24 protein-coding genes are annotated in these 24,609 nt (G+C 52.9%); 15 read left to right on the top strand and 9 right to left on the bottom strand.

The genetic code is table 11. The features are described 5' to 3' along the window. Positions 1-196: 196 nt before the first annotated feature. The 4 genes from FH603_RS10230 to FH603_RS10215 all read left to right on the top strand — a co-directional run bounded on the left by FH603_RS10230 (position 197) and on the right by FH603_RS10215 (position 3,684). Complete coding sequence (locus FH603_RS10230; RefSeq protein ID WP_186737391.1) at positions 197-1,159, top strand: ABC transporter substrate-binding protein; 963 nt, start codon at positions 197-199, stop codon at positions 1,157-1,159. Further along, positions 1,110-1,643 (top strand): bifunctional adenosylcobinamide kinase/adenosylcobinamide-phosphate guanylyltransferase, encoded by a 534-nt coding sequence (locus FH603_RS10225; RefSeq protein ID WP_186737390.1) that lies wholly within the window; start codon positions 1,110-1,112, stop codon positions 1,641-1,643. Before FH603_RS10230 ends, FH603_RS10225 begins: the two co-directional genes overlap by 50 nt. After that, the gene (locus FH603_RS10220; protein ID WP_235985356.1) at positions 1,640-2,347 is read left to right on the top strand and encodes an adenine nucleotide alpha hydrolase; all 708 of its coding nucleotides are present in this window, start codon (positions 1,640-1,642) and stop codon (positions 2,345-2,347) included. Before FH603_RS10225 ends, FH603_RS10220 begins: the two co-directional genes overlap by 4 nt. 233 nt (positions 2,348-2,580) lie before the next feature. Then, on the top strand, positions 2,581-3,684 hold the full coding sequence (locus tag FH603_RS10215; protein WP_186737389.1) for a DUF5074 domain-containing protein: 1,104 nt from the start codon (positions 2,581-2,583) through the stop codon (positions 3,682-3,684). Positions 3,685-3,815: 131 nt separating this feature from the next. Here the strand turns inward: FH603_RS10215 and FH603_RS10210 are convergent, their stop codons facing one another. The 4 genes from FH603_RS10210 to FH603_RS10195 form a co-directional block, all read right to left on the bottom strand. Next, complete coding sequence (locus FH603_RS10210; protein ID WP_186737388.1) at positions 3,816-5,237, bottom strand: inorganic phosphate transporter; 1,422 nt, start codon at positions 5,235-5,237, stop codon at positions 3,816-3,818. 489 nt (positions 5,238-5,726) lie between these two features. Continuing rightward, entirely contained in the window at positions 5,727-6,776 is a 1,050-nt protein-coding gene (gene rlmN / locus FH603_RS10205) for a dual-specificity RNA methyltransferase RlmN (protein ID WP_186737387.1), read from the bottom strand. Positions 6,777-6,859: 83 nt separating this feature from the next. Continuing rightward, positions 6,860-7,366 (bottom strand): CvpA family protein, encoded by a 507-nt coding sequence (locus FH603_RS10200; protein WP_186737449.1) that lies wholly within the window; start codon positions 7,364-7,366, stop codon positions 6,860-6,862. Positions 7,367-7,464: 98 nt separating this feature from the next. Next, positions 7,465-7,914 (bottom strand): GatB/YqeY domain-containing protein, encoded by a 450-nt coding sequence (locus tag FH603_RS10195; RefSeq protein ID WP_186737386.1) that lies wholly within the window; start codon positions 7,912-7,914, stop codon positions 7,465-7,467. 154 nt (positions 7,915-8,068) lie between these two features. On the opposite strand from FH603_RS10195, the gene FH603_RS10190 reads away from it, so the two are divergent. The 3 genes from FH603_RS10190 to FH603_RS10180 are packed head-to-tail and all read left to right on the top strand — an operon-like array spanning position 8,069 to position 10,359. Further along, entirely contained in the window at positions 8,069-8,782 is a 714-nt protein-coding gene (locus FH603_RS10190; protein ID WP_186737385.1) for a pyridoxine 5'-phosphate synthase, read from the top strand. Positions 8,783-8,808: 26 nt separating this feature from the next. Further along, complete coding sequence (gene mnmH, locus FH603_RS10185) at positions 8,809-9,870, top strand: tRNA 2-selenouridine(34) synthase MnmH (protein ID WP_186737384.1); 1,062 nt, start codon at positions 8,809-8,811, stop codon at positions 9,868-9,870. Between the two features lie 36 nt (positions 9,871-9,906). Next, entirely contained in the window at positions 9,907-10,359 is a 453-nt protein-coding gene (locus tag FH603_RS10180; RefSeq protein ID WP_186737383.1) for an RES family NAD+ phosphorylase, read from the top strand. 1 nt (position 10,360) lies between these two features. Here the strand turns inward: FH603_RS10180 and FH603_RS10175 are convergent, their stop codons facing one another. After that, complete coding sequence (locus tag FH603_RS10175; RefSeq protein ID WP_186737382.1) at positions 10,361-10,942, bottom strand: hypothetical protein; 582 nt, start codon at positions 10,940-10,942, stop codon at positions 10,361-10,363. Positions 10,943-11,117: 175 nt separating this feature from the next. Between FH603_RS10175 and prfA the strand changes: the two genes are divergently transcribed. After that, on the top strand, positions 11,118-12,191 hold the full coding sequence (gene prfA / locus FH603_RS10170) for a peptide chain release factor 1 (RefSeq protein ID WP_186737381.1): 1,074 nt from the start codon (positions 11,118-11,120) through the stop codon (positions 12,189-12,191). A gap of 104 nt (positions 12,192-12,295) precedes the next feature. Here prfA and thiL read toward each other — a convergent pair whose 3' ends face one another. Both thiL and FH603_RS10160 read right to left on the bottom strand, forming a co-directional pair. After that, positions 12,296-13,321, bottom strand: a complete 1,026-nt coding sequence (gene thiL, locus FH603_RS10165) for a thiamine-phosphate kinase (protein ID WP_186737448.1) — start codon at positions 13,319-13,321, stop codon at positions 12,296-12,298. A 217-nt stretch (positions 13,322-13,538) separates the two neighbouring features. Further along, complete coding sequence (locus tag FH603_RS10160; RefSeq protein ID WP_186737380.1) at positions 13,539-13,991, bottom strand: hypothetical protein; 453 nt, start codon at positions 13,989-13,991, stop codon at positions 13,539-13,541. Positions 13,992-14,096: 105 nt separating this feature from the next. On the opposite strand from FH603_RS10160, the gene FH603_RS10155 reads away from it, so the two are divergent. The 3 genes from FH603_RS10155 to FH603_RS10145 all read left to right on the top strand — a co-directional run bounded on the left by FH603_RS10155 (position 14,097) and on the right by FH603_RS10145 (position 16,418). Beyond that, on the top strand, positions 14,097-14,348 hold the full coding sequence (locus tag FH603_RS10155; RefSeq protein WP_186737379.1) for a cytochrome b5 domain-containing protein: 252 nt from the start codon (positions 14,097-14,099) through the stop codon (positions 14,346-14,348). A 27-nt stretch (positions 14,349-14,375) separates the two neighbouring features. Beyond that, complete coding sequence (locus FH603_RS10150) at positions 14,376-15,227, top strand: N-acetylglucosamine kinase (protein ID WP_186737378.1); 852 nt, start codon at positions 14,376-14,378, stop codon at positions 15,225-15,227. Positions 15,228-15,344: 117 nt separating this feature from the next. Further along, a complete protein-coding gene (locus FH603_RS10145; RefSeq protein WP_186737377.1) occupies positions 15,345-16,418 on the top strand; it encodes a ferredoxin--NADP reductase in 1,074 nt (357 codons plus the stop codon). 98 nt (positions 16,419-16,516) lie between these two features. Here the strand turns inward: FH603_RS10145 and FH603_RS10140 are convergent, their stop codons facing one another. Together FH603_RS10140 and FH603_RS10135 are read right to left on the bottom strand one after the other, a co-directional pair. Then, complete coding sequence (locus tag FH603_RS10140) at positions 16,517-18,790, bottom strand: M56 family metallopeptidase (RefSeq protein ID WP_186737376.1); 2,274 nt, start codon at positions 18,788-18,790, stop codon at positions 16,517-16,519. Further along, the gene (locus FH603_RS10135; RefSeq protein ID WP_186737375.1) at positions 18,777-19,154 is read right to left on the bottom strand and encodes a BlaI/MecI/CopY family transcriptional regulator; all 378 of its coding nucleotides are present in this window, start codon (positions 19,152-19,154) and stop codon (positions 18,777-18,779) included. The genes FH603_RS10140 and FH603_RS10135 overlap by 14 nt, the downstream gene beginning before the upstream one ends. A gap of 178 nt (positions 19,155-19,332) precedes the next feature. Between FH603_RS10135 and FH603_RS10130 the strand changes: the two genes are divergently transcribed. The 4 genes from FH603_RS10130 (at position 19,333) to FH603_RS10115 (ending at position 24,527) form a co-directional block, all read left to right on the top strand. Further along, positions 19,333-21,060 carry a M3 family oligoendopeptidase gene (locus tag FH603_RS10130; protein ID WP_186737447.1) on the top strand — a complete coding sequence of 576 codons (1,728 nt, stop codon included), beginning with the start codon at positions 19,333-19,335 and terminating at the stop codon, positions 21,058-21,060. Between the two features lie 96 nt (positions 21,061-21,156). Then, positions 21,157-21,435 carry a hypothetical protein gene (locus FH603_RS10125; protein WP_186737374.1) on the top strand — a complete coding sequence of 93 codons (279 nt, stop codon included), beginning with the start codon at positions 21,157-21,159 and terminating at the stop codon, positions 21,433-21,435. Between the two features lie 188 nt (positions 21,436-21,623). Then, a complete protein-coding gene (locus FH603_RS10120) occupies positions 21,624-22,697 on the top strand; it encodes an NAD-dependent epimerase/dehydratase family protein (RefSeq protein WP_186737373.1) in 1,074 nt (357 codons plus the stop codon). A gap of 132 nt (positions 22,698-22,829) precedes the next feature. Next, positions 22,830-24,527 carry a hypothetical protein gene (locus FH603_RS10115; protein ID WP_186737372.1) on the top strand — a complete coding sequence of 566 codons (1,698 nt, stop codon included), beginning with the start codon at positions 22,830-22,832 and terminating at the stop codon, positions 24,525-24,527. Positions 24,528-24,609: the final 82 nt, after the last annotated feature.

Genomic DNA, 24,609 nt, shown 5'->3' with positions numbered 1-24,609 from the left:
TGAACCTGTTTAGGTTTTTTTATTATCCTGAATTTCAGCTAATTACGCAGCCTGGGTGTATCCTGGACGGCCACGTCCGGGCGTAAATGAGCTGTATTTACGCCCGGACGTGGCCGTCCAGGATACACCCAGTCATCCCAAACAAGTTCACTGTTGCGGGGGCTTTTTGAGATCCCGGCAATCTTATTTTCCAACTATGAAAGCCTGTTCATTTTTGCCGGCTGCAACCCAGATGGTCTACGACATGGGCTTGCAGGACCTGTTGCACGGCGTTACGTTCGAATGTTCCGAAGAAGCCCGGGCCGAAAAGACTATTCTGGTGCGGTGCGTACTGGAAGGTCATGACTATAGCAGTGAAGAAATCGACCGTATCTTCTCGGCGTCTAAAGCGGAAGGACGAAGCCTGTACTACGTGGAAGAGGAGGACCTCCACCGGATTGCACCGGACGTTATTTTCACGCAGGACGTGTGTGAGGTATGTCAGATCGATACAAAATGTACCCAGGCCGTACTCGACCGGTTGCCCGTGCAGCCAACCGTAGTGCCGCTGACGCCCCAGAGCCTGACCGATGTATTCGACACGGCCATAACGATAGCATCGGCCCTGGGTCATGAGGAAGCGGCTTACCCTTACCTCAAAGGTCTGCGCGACCGGATCGACGTGATCATCGACCGGCTTCGCGCTAGCCGTGTCCTGCCTAAACGGGTTATGGTTATGGAGTGGATAGCGCCTATCTATAATTGTGGCCACTGGATTCCTCATCAGATCGCTTACGCCGGTGGCATCGATATGCTCGGTAACCCGTCGGGCGACAGCATTGTAACGACCTGGGAGAAAGTGCGCCGGTATGATCCCGAAGTGCTGGTCATTGCGCCCTGCGGCTTTACAACCGATCGAAGCATGGAAGAATTACACCTCCTTCAGCAGCAACCCGGCTGGAGCGAGTTGCGGGCGGTAACAGACCGGGCGGTCTACATCGCCGACTATGACCTGTTTACCCAGCCGTCGGCGGCTACGCTGGTGGGGGGTATCGAGTTACTGGCGGCTTGCTTTCACCCGGATCTGTTCAGCGTTCCGGCGGCCTTACAACACAAAGTTCATCCTATTTATGCCGACTCGACAAGCGTACCTGCATCTGGTAACGGGCGGAGCGCGTAGCGGCAAAAGCCGGTATGCGCAGGAGCTGGCCCGCCAATGGAGCGAAACGCCCATTTACGTAGCAACGGCCAAGATCTGGGACGAGGATTTCTCCCGGCGCGTGGCCCATCACCAGCAGGACCGGGGCCCGGAGTGGACAGTCTATGAAGAACAGCGTCAGGTTAGCGGTCTGCCACTGGCTGGTCAGGTTGTCATGATCGACTGCGTAACACTCTGGCTGACCAACTTCTTCGGAGACACGAAGCAGGACGTTCCGCAGGCACTGGCTCTGTTCACGCAGGAGATCGACGCGCTGCTGGCCTTGCCGGGGAAGTTCGTTATCGTGACGAACGAACTGGGCATGGGTCTTCATGCCGACACCGCGGTAGGCCGGGCCTTCACCGATCTGCAGGGGTGGGCCAATCAGTATGTAGCCCGGCAGGCTGACGCCGTTACGTTTATGGTTAGCGGTTTACCGATGCCCGTTAAAACCTCTCTTTTATGAACAGAACCCTCATGAACTGGAGCGGTGGGAAGGACTCGGCGCTGGCGCTCTGGTACAGCCTCCGAAGCGGGCAGTATGCCATCGATACACTCCTCACTACCCTGAATGCAGCAAACCGACGGATTTCCATGCACGGGGTCCGCGAAGAACTGCTCGATGCGCAGGCCGAACGGCTGAATTTGCCCCAAACGAAGTTATTTCTGCCTGAAGACAGTGCGATGACCGACTATCAGCAGCAGATGGGCGAAGCGCTGGAGCCATTGGTCGGGGCGGGCGTTACCCATGCCATTTTTGGCGATATCTTTCTGGAGGACTTACGAACATGGCGGGAAACGCAACTGGCGCGCTGGTCGCTGACGGGCGTTTTTCCCCTCTGGCAAATTCCATCGCTTCAACTGCTGGACGATTTCTGGGCTGCCGGTTTTGAAACGATCGTCGTCAGTGTCAACAGCCAACACCTCGATGCGTCCTTTTGCGGTCAGGTGCTCGACCGTTCCTTTATTGAGCGGCTTCCGCCAACGGTGGACCCGTGTGGCGAAAACGGCGAGTTTCATACATTTGTCTATCGGGCCCCTTATTTTAGCGCACCGATTGCTATCGAAGTAGGGGAGATCGTATCAAAAAGTTATCAGTACAAGACTGACGATGGCACGGAAATGACTTCAACCTACTATTTTGCCGATCTACAGCTAGGAGTTGTTTAAACTTTCATAAATTCTTGAGTAACGAGTGCTTTTTTGTCATCCCGACGAAGGAGGGATCTTCGGTTGGAGTAAAATATAGCCCGCCTACCGAAGATCCCTCCTTCGTCGGGATGACAAAAAAAGCATCAAAACAAAAGTTTAAACAAGTTCCTAATTTAAATTATACGATTGCACGTTGTAGGGAAACTACCCTGCGTAGGTTTACGATACGAATCAATCTGTTTAAATACGTAATGAAGAAACAATGGCGTGAAGGGTTGCTGGCTGGACTATGGGTCTTAAGCGTAGGGGGCTGCAAAGTATCGGACCCAGACCTCTCGCCCTATGAATCGGGCGCTTACATTATCAACGCCGGTAGTTCCTTCGATAACAACGGATCAATATCTTTTTTGCCGCGCAACTCCACGACGGCTTCGACCGACATTTTTAACGCGGCAAATGACCGGAGCCTTACAGGGCGCGCCCAGGACTATACCGAGATCGACGGTAAGGGCGTGGTGCTGGTCGATAACAGCGCAACTGGCCAGGACAAAATTGAAATTGTGGAGTCCAGCACGTTCAAATCACTGGCAACCATCCAGGCACCCGATGTCATAAACCCACGGGCGGTGGTGGCTGCCGGCCCTAACAAAGCGTATGTCAGCTGCTGGGATGCAACGGGCGATTTTTCGAATGTTTACATCAACCCCGGTTATATTCTGGTGCTGGATCTGGCGTCGAGGACGGTGGTAAAGAAAATCATCTTGACGAAAGGGGCCGACCGGATGGTTTTAGTCGGTTCGGAGGTATATGTGGGTAGTGTGGGAGGTGAACGTACGCTGGCTGTCATCGATACCGAGACCGATGAGCTCCGACAACCCGGTATCGACGTAGGCGTCAACACGAATCCAGTAGCCATAGATGCCAACGGTCGGCTATGGGCTTACGCTGCATCGGCAAAAGAAATGGTTCGGATCAATACGGCCACAAAAGCCGTGGATGTTCGGATAAAAGTGGGCAACCCGGCCCGGTCGCTGTCTTCGATTGCGCTGAGTCAGGATCGGCAGACCTTTTACTTTGTCAATTCATTCATCGATCAGAATGACAATCTCCGGGAAAAAGGCGAATTATATAGCTTTAAAATCACGGACACTGCCATTCCGGCTACGACACCCATTGTTGCCCGATTTTTCAGCGGGCTGGGCGTCGATCCTCAAACGGGTTATTTATACGCCGGTGTAACGCCATCGTCCAGACAGGCCGGCCGTGTACTGCGCTACCGCCCGAACGGAAGTAGTGTGGTTCTGGTCGATTCAGCCCAAGCCGAAATTGCTCCGTCCAGGTTCTTCTTTCGGTAACGCAGCGTAGCCCTGCCAGTGGTCGGAGACCCTGGTAGTGGCTATTGTATTGCCCTGATGGCTACTCTATACTCGCCAGCAGAGATGGCATTAACGCAGCCACTACCAGGGGCTTCGACCACTGGCAGGGCTTAGAGCAGCCAGCGGAAGAAGATGTAGAGGGTAAACGACAGCAGGACAGAAACAGGCAGGGTCAGTATCCAGGCGAGGGCGATATTGCGAACCGTACCGGCCTGTAAATTCTTGATGCCTTTGTTGGCAACCATACTGCCGGCGATTCCTGAGGAGAGTACGTGGGTGGTACTGACGGGTAATTTCAACATGGACGCTACACCAATCATGATGGCGGCTGTCAGTTCGGCCGAAGCTCCCTGTGCATACGTGAGGTGTTGCTTGCCGATTTTTTCGCCAACCGTTACCACAATCCGGCGCCAGCCAATCATCGTACCTAATCCCAGTGAAAGCGCAATCATCAGAATAACCCATAGCGGGGCGTAGTCCGTAAACCGACGGATACCACTTTCCTCGTTCAGGTTGGTCTTCAGGGTCGCCAGTTGATTTGCGCTCAGGTTAGCCCCTTCATCGTCGACAATCTTGTTCATGTTACTGGTGATCAGTAACAGGTCGCTCCGCACGTCCAGCCGTTTGGTCTGAGGAATTTTGTTGTCGTTGGTCGGGTCGCTGATCAACTGTTTGAGTTCGGCCATTTCGGTGCGGGTTCGGGCTAGCCGGGCGCGGTTCGTGGGCGTTAACTGATTGGAATCCAGCGCGGCAATGGTTTGCTCGATACCACCAATGTTCGACTGCAACAGGCGTGGGTCGAGGTCGGTTTTAACGGCGAACTGAAACGGTACGATTCCAATCAGGATCAGCATGACCAATCCAACTCCTTTCTGCCCGTCGTTACTGCCGTGGAAAAAGCTCACCAGGGAACAGGTGGCAATCAGGATAGCCCGTATCCAGGTTGGCGGAGGGGAGTTTTTCTTGGGTTCCTTGAAGAGCTGATCTTTTGTTTCGGTAGGAACCAGCCGCCGGATCAGAAACATGAGGACGATAACCAGGCTAAATCCCAGCAGGGGCGACAGTAAGAGCGCGTAACCGGTTTCGATGGCTTTCTCCCAGTTTACGGCAGCACCTTCCTTGTTTTCGGGCAGGGTGGCAAAGGCCAGCCCAACCCCCAGAATAGAGCCAATAAGCGTGTGTGAACTGGAACTGGGCAGGCCAAAGTACCAGGTGCCCAGGTTCCAGATGATGGCACTCAGCAGCAACGCCAGCACCATAGCCACACTGTGATAAACGTTCTGGTCGACGAGCAATTCGACAGGCAACAGGTTAACGATACCCATGGCTACGCCAATACCACCCAGCAAAACACCCGTGAAGTTGCAGATGCCCGACCACACTACCGCAATCGTAGGGCGTAGGGAATTCGTATAAATGACGGTGGCTACGGCATTGGCCGTGTCGTGGAAACCATTGACAAACTCGAAAGCGCAGGCAGCAAAGAGGCTGATAAACAAGAGGATAAAAACATCCGTTTCTAATCCAAACATGGAGAGGTAGTCTTCTGTGATTAGGCGAACGGCAGGTCCGTAAGCCAGTGAATGCCACAAAAGTACAGTAAACAATCCAGAGCCATATTACCAAATTGTTAAGTAGAGCCGCGACCCTTCGCGGCTATCACGCGTCAGCAACCATGCGTCAGCTATCACGCACCACCACCCACCGTCAACTATCACGCGTCAGCAACCACCCACCAGCCAATAATGTCGTAACGCTACACCAGCCAATTTTGTACATCCCTATACGCTATTGTATACAAACCCTCCTTAACCATCACAGAACGGAAATATACCCGTGAACTGCTACAAGACGTAAAGTCGTAGCCTATGAGGTATGAACCAGTATAGACATGAAGGGTTGAACTAAGGAGATGAGAGAACGTGTCGGAGAGGATGAGAAGGGGCGCGTGCCGGCAGGAGACGCAAAGGCGACGTACCGGCAGGAGACGCGAAGGCCGGCCCGCCGGTGCGGTCGCGTCTCTACTTTTTGCCCGCCAGTTGGCCACAGGCGGCATCGATATCTTTGCCCCGGCTCCGTCGTACGTTTACCGTTACGCCTTTACTCTCCAGAAAACCGGCAAACCGGTCGAGCGTTTGTGGGTCGGTATTCGTGAAATTGGCCTCGGCAATGGGGTTGTATTCGATGATGTTGATCTTGGCCGGTACCCGTTTCGTAAACTTCCACAGCTCCTGCGCATCCTGTAGGGTGTCGTTAAAGTTATAGAACAGAATGTACTCGAAGGTGATACGAGTGCCCGTTTTGCGGTAGAAGTAGGTCAGGGCATCGCCCAGTACGTCCAGTGTGTTGCTTTCGTTGATGGGCATGATCTGGTCGCGCTTGGTATCGTTGGCTGCGTGGAGCGAGAGCGCCAGGTTGAACTTCACCGCGTCGTCGCCCAGTTGCCGAATCATCTTGGCAATGCCCGCCGTCGATACGGTGATGCGCTTCGGCGACATGCCCAGCCCATCGGCGGAGGTAATCCTGTCGACCGATTCCAGTACGTTTTTGTAATTCAGCAACGGCTCACCCATGCCCATATAGACGATATTGGTGAGGGGGGCATCGTAGTTTTCTTTCGCCTGCCGGTCGATGGCCACCACCTGGTCGTAGATTTCGGCTGCGTCCAGATTGCGTTTACGGTCCATGTAGCCCGTAGCACAGAACTTACACGTTAGCGAACAGCCCACCTGGCTCGATACGCAGGCCGTCATACGGTCCAGATCGTCGGTACGCAAAGCCGGTATCAGCACACCTTCGACCAGGTTGCCATCATACAATTTGAACGACGACTTGATGGTCCCGTCATTACTGCGCTGCTGCTGGTCGACGGTTAAAGGCCGGATCTCGAAATGAGTGTTGAGCAACTCCCGTGTGGGCAACGACAGGTTTGTCATCTGCTCAAACGAAAGCGCCGACTTTTTCCAAAGCCATTCATGCACCTGTTTCGCCCGAAAACCCTGCTCACCGTTCTGCACGAGCCAATCCTTTATCTGACTGGCATTGAGCTTGCGTATGTCCTGTTTTCCCATTTTTGGATGAGTGAATGACTGTGGAGACTGCGTCAGCTATCTACTGCACGATCGGCCCCGACATTCACTCAATTACTCATTGACTAATTAATTTTGGCCCGCCATTTTTTGCCAGCTTCGAGTCCCTGGGGCACCCATACGGCGGCTTTGTCCATCACCTTCGGTGCGATAGGCCGAACGTAGGGATAAAGGAAAGCGCCTTCGATCTGACGGGGGGGCATTTTAACCCCCATAAAGCTTAACAGCCAAAGAATCACACTAATTCCAAAGACCCACGTAAAAAGCCCAACGGCTGCACCCGCCACGCTATCGAAGGTACCGAGGATGGTAAACTTCAATGACCGCCGGATAGCAAATCCCATCTGGTTGATCATATACACGGTTGGAAAGAAAATGACCGAGAAGCCCAGCCACGGCAGAATTTTTCGGGCGATCTCGCGGCTTATATACGGGCTAAGCAAATCGATACCGAACGCCAGAAACTTAAACCCTACAATCATGGCCACCACAAAAGCAATCACCGCCACAATCTCCACCAGGAGACCTTTGCGGTAACCATTGAAAGCCCCCCAGGCGAGGGGAATGAACATGAGCAGGTCGAGGGTTGTCAAAATTTTAATGAGTGGATGATAGAATGAGTGATTGAGTGAATGGGTGAACAATATCATTCACTCATTCTATCACTCACTTATTGTAAAAGCTGCTTCACCATGGCCGAAATGGCTTTGCCGTCGGCCTGGCCTGCCAGTTCCTTGGAAGCTATGCCCATTACCTTGCCCAAATCTGAGGGGACCGACGCGCCAACCCGGGTCATGATCGCCTGAAGTTTGGCTTTCAGTTCGTCTTCCGATAGTTGGCTGGGCAGGTACTTTTCAATCACAGCGATCTCGGCTTCTTCAATGGCCAGCAGATCGGGGCGGTTTTGCTGGCGGTAGATATCGGCCGAATCCCTGCGTTGTTTAACGGCTTTGATGAGCACCTTCATTTCGTCATCGGGTTTTAGCTCGCCCGTACCCCCTTCTTTGGTTTCTTCGAGTAGAATCAATGATTTTACCGCCCGCAGGGCACGAAGTTTATCCTGATCGCGGGCTAGCATAGCCTGCTTTATATCGGCGTCAATTTGTTGCTTGAGAGACATTTTTGCAATAAGGAATGATGAACGATGAATGATGAACGCTGGTAAAACGAACCAACCACCACTGAGCAAAGTTACGAAACCGGGAAGCGTTTATCTGCATTGGCAATTGATTCCCGGTTTATCATTCTTCATTTATCATTCATCGTTCCAAGCTGTGACCCGATTAAGCGTTAACATCAACAAAATTGCCACCATACGTAACGCACGGGGCGGCAACAACCCCGACCTGGTGATGGTCGCCCTGGATTGCGAACGCTTCGGTGCGCAGGGCATTACGGTTCACCCGCGTCCCGATGAGCGCCATATCCGATACCAGGATGTGCTGGACTTGAGTAACCTGGTTACGACCGAGTTCAACATTGAAGGCAATCCTGACGAGCGCTTCATCGAACTCGTCAAACGGGTGAAACCAGCGCAGGTAACGCTCGTTCCTGATGCTGTCGATGCCATTACGTCCAACGCGGGCTGGGATACGATCACTCACGCCGACCATTTGCGCGCGTTGGTCAATACGTTCAAAGCCGACGGGATTCGGGTCTCTATTTTCGTCGACGCTGATGAGCGTATGGTAGAAGGAGCTAAAGCCGTTGGTACCGACCGCATTGAACTGTATACCGAACCTTACGCGGCTCATTACACCGAAAATCGCGAAGCAGCCGTGGCTCCGTTCGTGCAGGCGGCTCTGAAAGCGCAGGAACTGGGGTTAGGTTTGAATGCCGGGCATGACCTGAGTCTGGAGAACTTACGGTTTTTTGCCGAAAACGTGCCGGGTCTGGACGAAGTCTCCATTGGTCACGCGCTCATCTGCGACGCGCTATATTTTGGCCTGGAGAATACAATTCAAATGTACTTACGGGAATTAGCTTAGGGGCGTCAACATCGGTCTTATACATTATGGTCAATCAGTTATCGGTCGATGAGTTTTTAGCAAAGGCGCAGTCGCTGCCTGTTGTCGACGTTCGGTCGCCGGGCGAGTACGACCAGGCCCATATTCCGGGGGCGGTTAGCATTCCGCTGTTCGATAATGAGGAGCGGGCGCTGGTGGGTACGAAATACAAAAATGCCGGTAAAGACTCCGCCGTATTGCTGGGCCTGGACCTGGTAGGGTCAAAGCTGGCTGGCTTCGTAAAACAGTCCAAAAAGCTCAATCCACAAACCAAAGAAGTGCTTGTTCATTGCTGGCGGGGCGGCATGCGTAGCGGCTCGTTTGCCTGGCTGCTGGATACGGCTGGCCTGACCGCATCGACTCTGGCTGGTGGTTATAAAGCATACCGGAGTGCTGTGTTATCGGCCTTTGCCGAGCCACGCGAGCTTATCATTCTGGGTGGAAAAACCGGCAGCGGCAAAACCGATATTTTGAAAGAACTGGCCCGGCAGGGCGAACAGGTCATTGACCTGGAAGGACTGGCGCACCATAAAGGCTCTACTTATGGCGCTATCGGGCAGTTGCCGCAGCCAGCCACGGAACAGTACGAAAATCTGCTTTTTGGTGTGTGGCGTACCCTGGACAGGAATCGACGGATCTGGATTGAAGACGAAAGTCGTAATGTGGGCTCTTGCTTCGTTCCCATGGCCCTCTGGCAGCAGATGCGGGCCGCACCCGTCGCGTTTGTCGATGTGCCGAAGGCCGTTCGGGTGCAGCGGCTGGTTGCTGAATATACCGGTATCGATCATAGTTTGCTGGTAGAAGCCACCCAGCGAATCAGTAAGCGGCTTGGCGGCAAGGTGACCAAAGACGCCCTCGAAGCCCTTACCCGAAACGACTATGCCGCCGTTGCCGATCTGACGCTCGATTATTACGATAAAGCGTACCTCCATGGTCTGTCGCAACGGGACCAGGCGCAGGTTCATCCGCTGGATGTTTCGGTGGACAGCCCCGCCGAGACGGCCCGTTGGCTCATTGACTGGGCTCGTGAGCAGGAAATTTCGCAGAGTCAGCCAACCATCGATCCCTAAGACGGTTGAGGGCCATACGACAAATTGAACTTTTGTATGGTTACGTTTCGGGTTGTCCCCACAGAATATGCCCATGATTTAAGTGGCGAGGGATCTGCCAAAGTTCCTGGCCGCTGGAATATCGAAGGCACCCCCGCCTTGTATACCAGCAGTAACCGCGCGCTGGCGGTATGCGAATCGCTGCTGGGATCGTCCAGTACCAAAGCGGATAAACTGTCGCTTGTTACGTATGAGGTGCCTGATGATTGTCCTGTCCTATGTCTTGAGGCCCCTGACCTCCCCAGCGACTGGGCGACTAATCCACCCCCTGATGAGTGCCAGCAACTGGGTAGCAAACACTTGAAATGCGAGGATTATGTGGCTTTCCGAGTTCCATCAAGCATCGTACCCGATGAATACAACTTCGTCTTTAACCCCGCCTTCAAGCAATACCATCGGGTAAGGATCCAGCACGTCGCTGCGTTGGATACCAGCCAAATTCGCGCCTGAGCTATTTTTTCTTCGTTGCCTTCATTCGACGGACAATTTCGCGCTTGGGGAAAGCCAGTCGCCAGACGGCCAGCGGTGTTTTCTGTCCGCCAAAGCATGTTTGGCAAATGACATTGTCGGTCGGTACGGCTGCGTTGTAGATGTACAGCGTTTCATTGATCTTCTGAATATTCGAGATCTGCGGTAATTTCTGTTCGGCGTTGTACAGGTAGGCGTCAAGCACTTCGCGCTCTTTTGCGCCAAGCGACTTATCCGATACATCCGTTCCGCTCAGAAGCCGGATGTCGATGCCATATCGGTCGGCGATGGCTTTAGTGCGTGGTAGGTTCTGCAACTGGCAAAGTTTGGTCCGCGCTGCCGGATCAGTTGTTTTCTGGAGTTGGGTGGCCAGCTCTTTCTGGATGACGGTCGTGATCCGTTCCCCGAAATTATCGACCGTTTCAACGAGGTCAACGTTGGTGATCCGCTTTATTTTTTTGTCGGCCATCTCCTGTTTTAGCTCGCTGGTATACTTTACCCGTTCGGGATTACAGGCAGAAATGAGAAGGGCAAGCAGGGGGATAAACAGGGTATAGGGCTTCATAAACAGGAACTTAATACGGATAGGTTACGTCATTTATTGAGAAAACGCGTTGGGGGTCTGCTTGGTTGCACGGATAGATAACAAAGGTGTACTAGCCGGATTTTCGTAATTTTGCGTTTTATCGATTGTCTTACTTCATCTCCAATCTGTGATCGGGGATATCAAACCATATAGTATGCTCGACCAGTTAGAAGCCATTCGTGAGCGCTTCGACGAAGTAGCCCAGCAAATCGTTCAGCCAGAAGCTGTTTCAGATCAGAAACGTTTCATGAAGCTGAGCAAAGAATACAAGGATCTGGAAAAGATCGTGATCCAGCACCGGGCCTATCTGCAGTTACTCGAAGAGATCGACAATGCCAAGCAGGTTATTGCGACCGAGAAAGACGAAGATTTTCGCGAAATGGCCAAAGGCGAACTCGATGAACTGCTACCCCGTCGGGATGCGCTCGAAGAAACGCTGAAGGAAATGCTGATGCCCAAAGATCCGAACGACAGTAAAAACGTCATTCTGGAGGTTCGGGGCGGCACCGGTGGCGACGAAGCCGCTATTTTCGCCGGTGATATTTTCCGGATGTACCAGCGCTTCTGCGAGAAGATGGGCTGGAAAATGTCGCTCGTCGATTTCACCGAAGGCACCTCGGGTGGCTACAAAGAGATCATTACCGAGATCGAAGGGGACGATGTCTACGGCAAGCTCAAATTTGAGTCGGGTGTTCACCGGGTACAGCGCGTACCAGCCACCGAGACCCAGGGTCGTATCCATACCTCGGCGGCCAGCGTAGCCGTACTGCCCGAAGCGGAAGAAGTGGACGTAGAGCTGAACATGAACGACATCCGGAAAGATACCTTCTGTTCGTCGGGTGCCGGTGGCCAGTCGGTAAACACGACCTATTCGGCCGTTCGTCTGACCCACATACCAACGGGACTGGTGGTACAGTGTCAGGATGAACGCTCGCAGTTGAAAAACTTCGACAAAGCGCTGACCGTGCTTCGGTCGCGTATCTACGAGATCGAGTTACAGAAGCACAACGATGCCATTGCCTCCCAACGCAAGACGATGGTAGGGAGTGGCGACCGTTCCGACAAGATCCGGACGTACAATTATCCGCAAAGCCGCGTAACCGATCACCGTATCGGTATGACGGTTCATAATCTCCCCGCAGTGATGGATGGTGATATTGGTGATTTTATCGAGCAGCTCCGCATCGCCGAAAATGCCGAACGGCTGAAGGAAGGTATGACGGCGTAGTCTGTCTGATATTCATGACTTTGTAGAGACGCGACCCTTCGTGTCTCAGCCTATTGCTGACGCAGGCTGAGACACGAAGGGTCGCGTCTCTACGCATTTTGAAATTACGCGCCTGCTACCCAGCCCTGCGCCCGGATGGGCGTTTGCTGGCCAGCTTTGGTAGCCAAAACAACCTGATCCGGATCGGCGGTGAGGTAACCGATGGCGGTGATGCGGGCGTTGGTCGACAGCTTCTCAAAAGCCTGCGGCCGAACCGTGAACAGCAGTTCGTAGTCTTCGCCCCCGTTGAGGGCCGCCGTAACAGGACTGATCTTGAACTCATCGGCCGCCAGCAGTGCCTGATCATCGAGTGGTATATTCTCATCGAAAATAACCGCACCTGTACCAGACTGCCGACAAAGATGAAGCAACTCCGAAGCCAGCCCGTCGGAAATGTCGATCATTGCCGTTGGCCGGATACCCAGATCACGGAGTTCATGAACTATGTCGGTGCGGGCGTCGGGGCGAAGCTGGCGCTGTACCAGATAAGCCCGTTCTTCGGAGAGGTCAGGCTGCATATTCGGGTCGGCCAGAAATACCTGTTTTTCCCGTTCGAGCATTTGTAGACCCAGATATGCCGCACCCAAGTCGCCCGTTACGCATACGACGTCGTTTGGCTGGGCCGTGTTGCGGTAAGTGATGAGGTCTTTGGGTACCTTGCCCAGTACCGATACCGAGATGATCAGGCCCGAGCGCGACGCGGTCGTGTCGCCCCCAACCAGATCGACATTGTACGCTTCGCAGGCCGCCCGGATGCCGTCATACAGTTCGTCGACGGCCTCGACGGGAAAACGGCTGCTCAGGCCGATGTTTACGGTGACCTGTATCGGTAATCCGTTCATAGCCGCAATATCCGACACGTTTACGGCTATCGCTTTATAGCCCAGGTGCTTCAGGGGTACGTAGGTGAGATCGAAGTGAATACCTTCGACCAGCATATCAGTCGAGAGCAGGCCATAGTCAGTACCCCAGTCGAAGACGGCTGCGTCGTCACCGATGCCACGAATGGTTTCAGCATGTTGGGGAGCTGGCGTTGCCTGACGAATCCGGTCGATCAGGCCAATTTCACCAATAGTATTAAGGTCAGTCATATGGAAATAGTCGTAAGTCGTAGTAGTCATAAGTCGTAGTAGTCGTAAGTCGCAGTCGTCGTAAGCCGTAGTACCGCAAGGCCACTTATGACTTACGACTACTACGACTTATGACTACTACGACTTACGACTACTACGACCGTGATACGATTTCATAAATAAAGCCGTTCCGCTTGACCTACGGAACGGCTTACTACTCGAATTGGTTTGCGAAAAGCTACGGGGTCGACAGGGTATAGGTGTTAGTCGTGTTGCCGGTCTTCAGGCTAGGGGTAGTTCGTGTGAGTTTTAACTCTGTATCGCTTATCTGATTGATTGTAAACTCAATAGTGCCATTTGTAACACCAGATGGTGCCGGGTTCAGGTTTGTCAGGACAAGACGGTTGTCGGATGGTACGGAGTACTGGCCCGTAAACACGTTCTTGTCAAATTCTGAGTAGGTAACGACAGGGGGAGCGCTCAGGTCCAGTTTGAATTGATCATAACCTGGCTGAATATTATTTGCAACACCTTTGGTATACACTGTTGCGCCATTGTATTCCACAATGCGTGCCGTCCAGACCTTGGCAATGCGTTCCGAAACGGGAGCTACTTTTTTCTTGCCACAACCCGTCAGCAGGTTTGTCAGGGCTACTACGGCAAAAAAAGCAATGAAAGAAGTCTTTCTCATAGTTAACTGTTGCATAGAATCAGAAGTGGCTAAAGTTACGTTAATTTTGTTGTCACCTACAAAAACGATACTCAATAATTCACCTAACCCAGCCAGCCGGACGCCATGACGCCCGAAACAAACGATCTGCTCATTCCTTATACCCGTTCTCAACTGGCCCTGCGAAACGGCAATGATCGTGATGAGATCTGGTGTGCTTACCAGACGGTTATCTACGATGTATCGGCGTCGCGGTTGTGGCGCACGGGCAAGCATTATGAGCATTGGGCTGGTCAGGACCTCACCGCCGAACTCGCCGACGCTCCGCATGCCGACTGGGTATTTGCGAAGTTTCCGGTAGTGGGCAGGCTTGTTTAACGTACCACCCGATGGCTTCACTCCCCCATGTTTTTACTCATAGCTGATAGCGGCTCCACAAAGACCGATTGGCGGCTTGTTGCCCCCGACCAGACAACCCGCGCCATTCACACCGATGGAATCAATCCATATTACCAGACAACGGAGGAGATAGCTACTGTATTGCAGGCGCAACTGCTGCCCGGATTGCCCGACTCAGCCGTGACCAGTGTTTTCTTTTATGGAGCCGGCTGTAGCGGTCCCACTGTGAATGTACTAGTTGCCGATGCGTTACGGGCGGTATTGCCGGGCCTACAAACTGTCGACGTTAACAGCGATATGCTGGGTGCGGCCCGGGCGGCTGCCGGTCGGGAGCCGGGCATTGTCTGTATTTTGGGAACCGGCTCGAATGCCTGTTGCTATGACGGTAGCCAGATTACGCGGGGTATTCAGTCGCTGGGCTTCTGGCTTGGTGATGAGGGCAGCGGGGGGTATCTGGGCAAAACGCTTGTGCGCGACTTCTTTCAGGACCGGTTACCAACTGACCTGCGCGATGCCTTTGACCATCGCTACGCACTCGACCGGCTCACCCTGCTGGAAAACGCGTATAAAAAGCCGTACCCCAATCGCTATTTTGCGGGCTTCACGCCATTTTTATCTGAAAACATAGGCCATCCACATGTCGTTGATTTATTGACGGATGCGTTCGTGCTTTTTCTTTCGACCTATGTCCGGCGATTTCCTGAAGCGGGCGTGTGGCCCGTTCACTTCGTTGGATCCGTGGCTCATGTTTTCGCAGAACCCTTGCAGCAGGCTGTTTTACGGACTGGCCTGACCATGGGCCGCATCCTGAAAGCACCCGCCGAACAACTGGTTGAGTACCATCAATGGCGGGCTTGACGTACCTTTGTGAAACTAATAAAAGAGTTTAAACGCAGCGCGATCAATGGGTTTCATCCCATTTGCCGCGAGGCTACAACTAAGGCGTTTAAGCCACAACAACCTGTAACTATACGAATGGCAGCAAGATATTTTTTGAAAGTAAAAGACGTTGTTCGGGAAACGCCCGACGCCGTAACAATAACCTTCTGGCACCCCATCAGCGAAGAAATCCGGTATCTGCCAGGGCAGTTTCTTACGTTCCTGCTCAATATTAACGGTCAAAAAGTGCGCCGGTCGTACTCGATGTCGTCCTCGCCCCACGTCGACGTGTCGCTGGCGGTGTCGGTGAAACGGGTACCGGGCGGGCTGGTGTCGAATTATCTCTGTGAGCGTATTCATCCCGGCGACATTCTCGAAACGCTGGAGCCGATGGGGACCTTCGTTCCTAAACTGGACGCTCAGAATCGCCGGACGCTGATTTTGATTGGTGCCGGCAGCGGTATCACGCCCCTGTTCTCGATGGCCAAGTCGGCCCTGCATGTCGAACCAACCAGCCGGGTATGGCTCATTTATGGCAACCGTAGCCAGGATTCGATCGTTTACAAAGCCCATCTGGACGCCATGGAGCAGGCCTACGGCCGGTCGCGCTTTCAGGTTACCCACGTGCTGAGCCAGCCCGCTACCAACTGGAGTGGGCTGAGCGGCCGACTGAATCAGCATACGCTGACCAGCTTGCTGGAAGATCTGCCGGTAACGGAACGGCAAACGGCTAGTGTGTACCTCTGTGGGCCTGATGGTATGATGGCCGAAGCCCGTTCAGCCCTCTCGCTGGTGGGTATTCCAACAGAGCGGGTGTATAAAGAAAGCTACATAACCGCCCCCGTAGCGGCTGGCGATGTGATTGAGGAACCTATGACGGAAGAGGACGAAAGCGGCTCGCCGGAGGTGACGGTGCTTTACGAAGGCAGCGAATACAAATTTGCCGTCGCTCCGCACCAGACTATTCTGGAAGCGGCCCTGGACCTGGATATCGACTTGCCGTACTCATGTCAGGCAGGCATGTGTACAGCCTGCCTTGGCAAATGCACGTCGGGCACCGTTAAACTGGATGAAGAAGACGGACTGTCTGAATCTGAAATTAAAGCAGGCTATGTCCTGACCTGCGTGGCGCACCCCGTTGGCCGCGATGTGGTGATCGAAATCGAGTAACTGTACTACCGAACGTCCCGTCCGGCCGCAACTAAGCAAGTGAAGCTAACTATAGCTGACTTATTCATTCGCGGCCGGACGGGACGTTTGGCGTGATACTAGTTATCATCTGGCTTTGGTGCCGGACGTGGTGCTGATGGCGCGGCCGGGCGAGGGACCGGCGCTATCTTGGGCCTTACACCTACCCGTGGCATTGGGTTTGGTGCGGGTGGCGCTACTGGCATTGCCGGTGCCGCTGGCATTATTACGTTGGGTGCTTTGGCGGGACGGGGTGGTCTGGCCGGGTGAGACGGAATGGCAGGCCGGGCGGGTGCTATCGCAGCGGGTGGTGTCGCTGGTCTAACCCTGTTTGGCGCACCGGGAGGTTTTGGTACAGATATGACTCCATCTAAACCTCCTGTTTCAACCCTTTCCTTTACGTCGATAATTTCCCCTTCGTTAGAGCGTATCGAATCTATAAGATTGTTCATTCGTTCAAAGTGCTGGTCTTGAATCTGGTTACTTATGAATGGACGAATCTCCGTTTTTATCAGATTATCGATACGCTGTTTTAGCTGTGATAGATTCTTCTCAACGGTAGTAATTTCATTTTCGAGTACTTCTTTCACCGGAAGGAAAGCTGGGTTCTTAATCTGCCCGCGCATTAGCGAAACCTGCTTTTGGAGTTCGACGCGCTCCTGCATCAATTGCTTCCGTTGCTCCAAAGGCCCGTGTATTCGCGTAAAGATCTCTTCGAACGCCTGCCGGTGCTCATTCATTTGCTCATGAAGAGCTGCATTGGCTTCCCACAATTTTGACAATGTTTCCTGTAGTTGATTGTCAATCGCCAACCTGTCGGGCAAACTATCCAGTTGATGCTCATGATAGGCTCGCTGTTTGTCACGCGAATCGGACGAGATGTTCAGGTTTGAGACGGCCGCCATTGCATCGCCGATCAGGCTGTTGTAATCGACGCTGGCTACCTCTTTCAGGGCATCATCAACATTGACAGGAATGCCGGCCTGGGCCCTGACTACAATGTTGTCATAATCGATCTTCCCTAATCCTTCAGCCAGCGCATCCATACCTTCCCCGAAGGAGTTATTGGTTTCGATGATGGTCAGCAGAATATCGCGGTCGGGCTGTTTGACCGCATCGAGCGAGCGTTGTCCGGTCATCACCTGATCATACTGCTGCTGTAGCCGGGCAATGTGAGCCGCGGGTAGCTTTTTTCCTTTCCAGATAACATAGTCGACTTTCCGGTTATCGGTGAAACCAAATTCTGTATTTCCATCGACTTTATGACGTCGGCTTGCTTTCGACTGGGCTTTGCGGGGCTTCGGCTGCGGTTCGTTCTGCTGTACCGCATAGACCGATACGCTCATCAGTAGTAGGGTTGCCAGTGTCAATCCCACTAAACTGCCGTTGGAAATGAATGGTCGGGTTGGTACTCCCAGCATGCGCTGAACCCGGTGCAACAGATGCTGACGCTTGCTGGCAAATGCCATGGCCAGCGCCGGTGGTTGCGCCGTTTGCATGAGCCGTATTTCTTCCACTCGGGCGAGGGCCTGCGCCAGCATACGGCCGTTGCCGCCAATAGCGATCACCGCCAGATCGTCGCAGCAGTGTTCGCGCTCTTCGCGCACCCGTGCCGACAGCCACCACAGGGCCGGATGGAAGAAATACAACACTTCCATAACTGATTGCAGCAGGTTAACGGCGTAATCGTGCCGCTTGATGTGGGCCAGTTCGTGGGCCAGTACTGCTTCAACTTCACGCATGGACAGGTTAGTCGCCAGGCCAATGGGAATCAGCAAAACCGGTTTCAGAATTCCTACCACCATGGGTACGGCAATCCGGGCCGACTCACGTACCTGAACCACCACCCGCACGGCCAGCGCCGACCGTAACGTATCAACCAACTCGGTCCAGGCCGTTGTTGGGGGCAGGGTAGCCGTGCGGCTCAGCCGCTGGAGATAGACCCAGCCGCCCGCGAGCCGAATACCGAACAGGGCCACGCCGATCAGGTATACCAGCACGAACTGGTTGAGGTGAATTTCCAGAAACTGTTGCACCTGGTAGTGCCAGGGGAGCGGCTGGCGACCCAGCGTGTGAGCGATGGCCTGCCAGTTGACCGGCAGCGATTCGGTCAGGGCTGGGACGATCGTAGATACCGGCTGGTAGTACCAGACAAACGTAGCTACCGAGACGAGTAGCTGAGTTAACAGCGTAAATGAACTAACCCGATAGCGCAGGTTACTCGATTTGTTGCGCAGCAGGTGTAAGGCTACGGCCGTAGGCAGCACCAGCGCAAAACCCTGCCAGATGGCGTGAAGCAGCGTCCAGCCCAAAGCATCGGCTACGGAACCAGACATGAAATCAATTAGATTCATCGGATGAATTGATTTGATTTAAGAGTTTTTTTATCTCGTCCAATTCCTGTCGGGAGGCCTTATGCTGGCCCAGCACCTGCATGACCAGTTTTGAGGCTGAGCCCCGGAAGGCGGTTTCAACAAACCGGTCTACCAGCCCCCGCTGGGTTTCTTCCTCCGTTACGGCCGCTGCATAAGTGTGCGACCGGTTGGATTCTTCACGGGTAAGCAGCCCTTTTTCATGCATGATCTGCATGAGTTTCAGGGCCGTTGTATAACCCAGGTCGCGGCTTTGGCTTAGCGCTTCATGCACCTGCCGGACCGTACTGGGGCCACTTGTCCAAAGTACATGCAGGATTTCGAGTTCAGAGTCAGTTGGCTTCATGGGACATCTACGAATAATTTCGTAGCAAACCTATACGAATAATTTCGTACATGCAAGAAAGTGAACAAAAAAGAAATACAATTGATTGAAGTAACGTGGATTAGGGCGCATGACCTTCGGCCCTTTTTGAACTTTATATAAACGGACTAAAGTGGCCCGTTCAGTCCGTATCACCCAGATGACCCCGAACGAAACAGTCAGTATACTAACCCGTGCCCCCCGCCAATTTATTGGTGAGACGCTTGAATTGAACGACTGGGAAACCGTTAAGCCTTATTACGAGGAGTTGCTCAGTCGGTCCATCAACGATGCCGAAGACCTGCGGCAGTGGCTTATGGACCGGAGCGAACTGGAATCCTTCCTGTCAGAAAATTTTGCGTGGCGCTACATCCGCATGACCTGCGACACGGCCAACGAGACATTGGTCCGGAAACTGAATTTCTTTATCGAGGAGATTCAGCCAGCGATGACAACATACGGCAACGACCTCGACCTGAAAGCGGTTGCCAGCCCTTTTCTGAGCCAGTTGACCGACGATGGCTACGAGGTGATGGTACGGGGCATGAAAAAGGCCATTGAAATTTTCCGGGAGGAGAATATACCCCTCCAGACCGATATCCAAACCGAGGAGCGTAAGTTCGGCGCTATAGCCGGGGCTATGACGGTGTCTATCGATGGTAAAGAACTGACACTGCCCGAAGCCAGCGATCTTCTTCAGTCTACGGACCGGGCTGTGCGCGAAACTGCCTGGCGGAAGATATGGGAACGGCGCTATCAGGACCACGATGGGCTGGACCAGCTTTTCGACCGGCTCCGCGATCTGCGCCATCAGGTGGCCGTTAACGCCGGGTTCGCCAACTTTCGGGATTATTCGTTTGCTGCGCTTGGCCGTTTCGATTATACACCCGAAGACTGTTTTAATTTCCACGAGTCAGTATCCGGGGCTGTTGTCCCGATGCTGGATCAACTGGCCCAACAACGAAAGCAGGAACTAGGTGTCGACGTGCTCCGACCCTGGGACAGCAAGGTCGATACCGCAGGGCGTCCACCGCTGAAACCATTTGCGACAGGTGCTGAACTACTTGAAAAGACCATCAAGTGCTTCGACCGGCTGGATGTGGAACTCGGTAATGACCTGCGTATCATGCGCGCCATGGGTCATCTGGATCTGGAGTCGCGGAAAGGTAAGGCGCCGGGTGGCTATAACTATCCGCTGGAAGAAATTGGGGTTCCGTTTATTTTCATGAATGCCACCTCGAGCCTGCGCGATCTGGTCACGATGGTACATGAAGGGGGCCATGCCGTACATTCGTTCCTGACGCGGGATCTGCCGCTGAAAGCCTTCCGGAACCCGCCGATGGAGGTAGCCGAACTGGCCTCGATGAGCATGGAGCTATTGACGATGGATCATTGGGATGTATTCTTCGATGATCCGGCCGAATTGCGTCGGGCCAAGCGGCAGCACCTCGAATCGATTATCGAAACGTTGCCCTGGGTAGCTACCATCGATGCCTTCCAGCATTGGATTTACGAAAACCCAACGCATTCCACCGCCGAACGACGGGACAACTGGGTGCGTATCTACGATAAATTCACCGATACCCTAACGGACTGGAGCGGTTTCGCCTACTACAAAGAGTACCTGTGGCAACGGCAGTTACACCTGTATGAAGTGCCGTTCTATTACATCGAATACGGTATCGCGCAATTGGGCGCTATTGGCGTATGGCGCAATTATCGGGACAACCCACAGGCTGGTCTGGAAGGCTACAAAGCGGCTTTGGGACTGGGTTATAAAGCGCCGATCCGGGCCATCTATGCGGCTGCCAACGTACCCTTCGACTTCTCACGGGACCATATTCAGGCGTTGATGCGCTTTGTATGGAGCGAGATAGAGAAACTGTAAGCGTTGTGTACATTCTCAGACCTTATTGGTCCGTATGGCTTGGAAACCTAATGGACCTAACGTAATTTTGCCAAATAATTTTGTAAGCAAGTGACTATGAAACGTTCATGGAGTGGAGGAATAGCCCTTGTGGCAATGCTATCGCTGGCGTCCTGCGACTATCAGAAATATAACACCATCCGTCAGGCAGATCCACGTGCCAATGATTACCGGGCGACCTACCGGGCTGGTGATGCTGAAGTATATGGAAAGGGTAAGGATTCGGCTGCTGTGCAATCGACGTACAAATACACGCCTAATCCGGAACTGGAACAGCGTACTCAAAAAATTCGGGATAAACTGTTCGGCGCTGGCACCATTGGTGAAGGGGCTTAACCGACGTATAGTAGTATAAGAAAAGCGACAGTATGGCCACAAATGGTCCTACTGTCGCTTTTCTTGTCTATAACCGTATCCTAAAACAACAGTCAAAGCATTGTTTTTTTGCTTTACTTTGCCTACTTGAATACAGCTGTTAATAGTATTATTCGGTTAACCAAACCGCTAAACGTACCAGAAACATCATGAACATTGCATTGGTTACGGGTTCAGCCGGTCTGATCGGCAGTGAAGCCGTCGCGTTCTTCGCCGACAAATTCGACCTCATCGTTGGTATCGATAACAACATGCGTCAGTACTTCTTCGGAGCCGATGGCTCAACGGAGTGGAACCGCAACCGTCTGGCTGATGCCTATCCCAACTATCAGCATCGTCCCGCCGATATCCGGGAAGTATCGCAGCTGGAAACGATTTTCCAGGAGTTCGGTAAAGACATCAAATTGGTGCTGCATACAGCGGCACAACCTTCTCATGACTGGGCCGCCCGTGAGCCGTTCACTGACTTCGGTGTTAATGCCGTTGGTACGCTGAACATGCTCGAGATGACCCGTCTGCACGCGCCCGAAGCGGTGTTTATCTTTACATCGACTAATAAGGTGTATGGCGACAACCCCAATTTCCTGCCGTTGATCGAAACCGATACCCGCTGGGAAATCGATGAGAACCATCCGTATTTCAAGGATGGAATCGATGAGTACATGAGCATCGACCACACCAAGCACTCCGTTTTCGGTGCGTCGAAAGTAGCCGCCGACATCATGGTACAGGAGTACGGCCGGTATTTCGGGATGAACACGGGTGTGTTCCGGGGCGGTTGCCTGACGGGCCCTAATCACTCCGGAGCGCAGTTGCACGGCTTCCTGTCGTACCTCATGAAGTGTGCCATTACCGGAAACCAGTACACGATCTTCGGCTATAAAGGCAAGCAGGTTCGCGACAATATCCACAGCTGGGATCTGGTGAACATGTTCTGGCATTTCTACCAGAACCCCCGTCCGGGCGAAGTTTATAATGCAGGTGGTGGCCGGTATGCTAACTGCTCCATGCTGGAAGCCATTGCGTTGTGCGAAGAAATTTCGGGCAATAAGATGAACTACCAGTATTCGGAAACTAACCGCAGCGGTGACCATATCTGGTATATCTCGAACCTGAACAAGTTCAAAGAACATTATCCGGGCTGGGACTGGACCTACGACCTGAAAGTAACCATGGGTCAGATACACGACAGTATGGTTGCCCGTTTGGCCGTAGTTAAGTAAGGCGTTTTTTAGCGATGGGCCATAGGTAACCCGTTTTGGGCTGTCGATGGCCCATCGCTTCGTATATAGCCAGTTATTTCCTGTCCTGAGCGCTGAAACCGTGCTGGTGCCTGTGGGTTTATTAACCAAAAAATGCCTAGTTTCGACACGTCTCCCATTCTATACTGGCTACCCGTTTATGCTCTCTGCTGGGGGTTGTTATGGATGTCCTTTCGGTGGGCGGGTAACCAACGGGTGTTTCTGATAGCGGCTTCAGGGGTACTTTTCCTGCTTCGGTTACCCAGCATTGTGTTCAATGCTGAGATCAATCCCGATGAGAGTCAAATGATTACGCAGGCGCTAACCCTTCGGCACGACCCTGTCTTCTGGCGATCGGTAGATGGTACAACGGCGGGGCCACTGGATAGCTACTTTTTAACGATACCCGCTCTCCTAGGTCTTCCCTTCGATTACATTACTGCTCACCTGATGGCCTTTAGCCTGGTAGCGGTATGCTTATGGCTACTAGTCAAAACGGCCCGGTTGTGGTTTGAGGAAGCAGCCGCCCGGCTAGCCCTGCTGCCCCTGGTGTTCATGTTCGGTCTGACCCAGAATGGCGATTTTCTCCATTATAACAGTGAGCTGATTGCGTTGGTCTTGCTAAGCTGGACCTATTATTTATATGCTGTTCAGGTAAGGCAAAAGCAGCCGGTCAGGTGGCGTGTTGCATTGATTGGCTTGCTGCTGGGTATGATCCCGTTTGGGAAGCTACAGGCGGTTCCAATGGCTGCGGTAGTGGGTCTGTTCGTGGCAGTCGACCTGCTGAAGCGTCGGAATCTGGCGACGCTCACCAGAATCGGGCACATTGCCCTGCTTGGCGTCTGTGCCGTTCTATTTCCTGTGTTCGTTGTCTGGCTAACCTGGCTGAATGGAGTCTACGACGATTTTGTTACGTTTTACATACAGGGTAATTTTCAGTATGCCCGTAATACCAGTCAATGGCAAAGCCTGCTGGACCTGCCAGCCTTTTTTCAAAATGGTTCTGAATTCGACTGGCTTGTAAAATTGACGGCTGGGGTTTGGCTGGCAGGCTTTATCCTGGCCTTACGTCGAAACACCCGGTTTGCAGAAAATGTCTGGTCTACAGGTGGTTTTATAGCTGCCCTGTTGGCTGCTACGCTGTTTGCCATTACCCGAACAGGCTCCGGATATATTCATTACCTCTATTTCCTGACTGGCCCGCTGCTTTTTGCGCTGGCTTACGGCTGGCAGCAACTGCTTGCCGACGGGCGTTTCGGAAAGTGGATAACCGTGGGCGCTATGGCTATTTTCCTGATGCTATTCGGTATTCAGGCTTTTACCCTATACCAGCAGGGAACGCCCCTGAATCTGTATCCGTCCGACCGGCAGGGAGGTTGGGCGCTACAGCCTTCACCCGTGTCGAAAACGATAGCTCGATATGCCCGACCCGGCGAAAAGCTGGTAGTTTGGGGATGGCGCTGTGATTATTACGTACAAACACAAATGCCACAGGGCGTTGCCGAAAACCACTCGATACGAAGTGCGTTTACCCATCCGTTACTGGCCATCTATCAGCAACGGTATGTCGAAAATTTTGTCCGGTCTTTTCCACCTGTATTTGTCGACGCTGTAGGTAAGCAGAACTTATGGATGACAAATCGAAAGACGCAGGGTCATGAGCTTATCAAACCGCTGGGTCAGTTTGTGTCCGATCATTATGATTATATAGGCTTGGTAAGCGATGCCCGTATCTACGTCCGGCATGATCGATCAACGAGGAAAAAAGGGTATTTCGTTGCGGACAATAAGTTGAAACGAAAAGTCAATTAAGTATACCTATGTAGTCTTTTAGTAAGTATACGATGAAAAATATATTATTCATGGTAAAAAAAACGTAGTTTTCAGGATCCAA

The organism is Spirosoma utsteinense (assembly GCF_014282275.1).
Lineage (GTDB): Bacteria > Bacteroidota > Bacteroidia > Cytophagales > Spirosomataceae > Spirosoma > Spirosoma utsteinense.
This window is presented reverse-complemented; position numbering and strand designations above follow the sequence as displayed.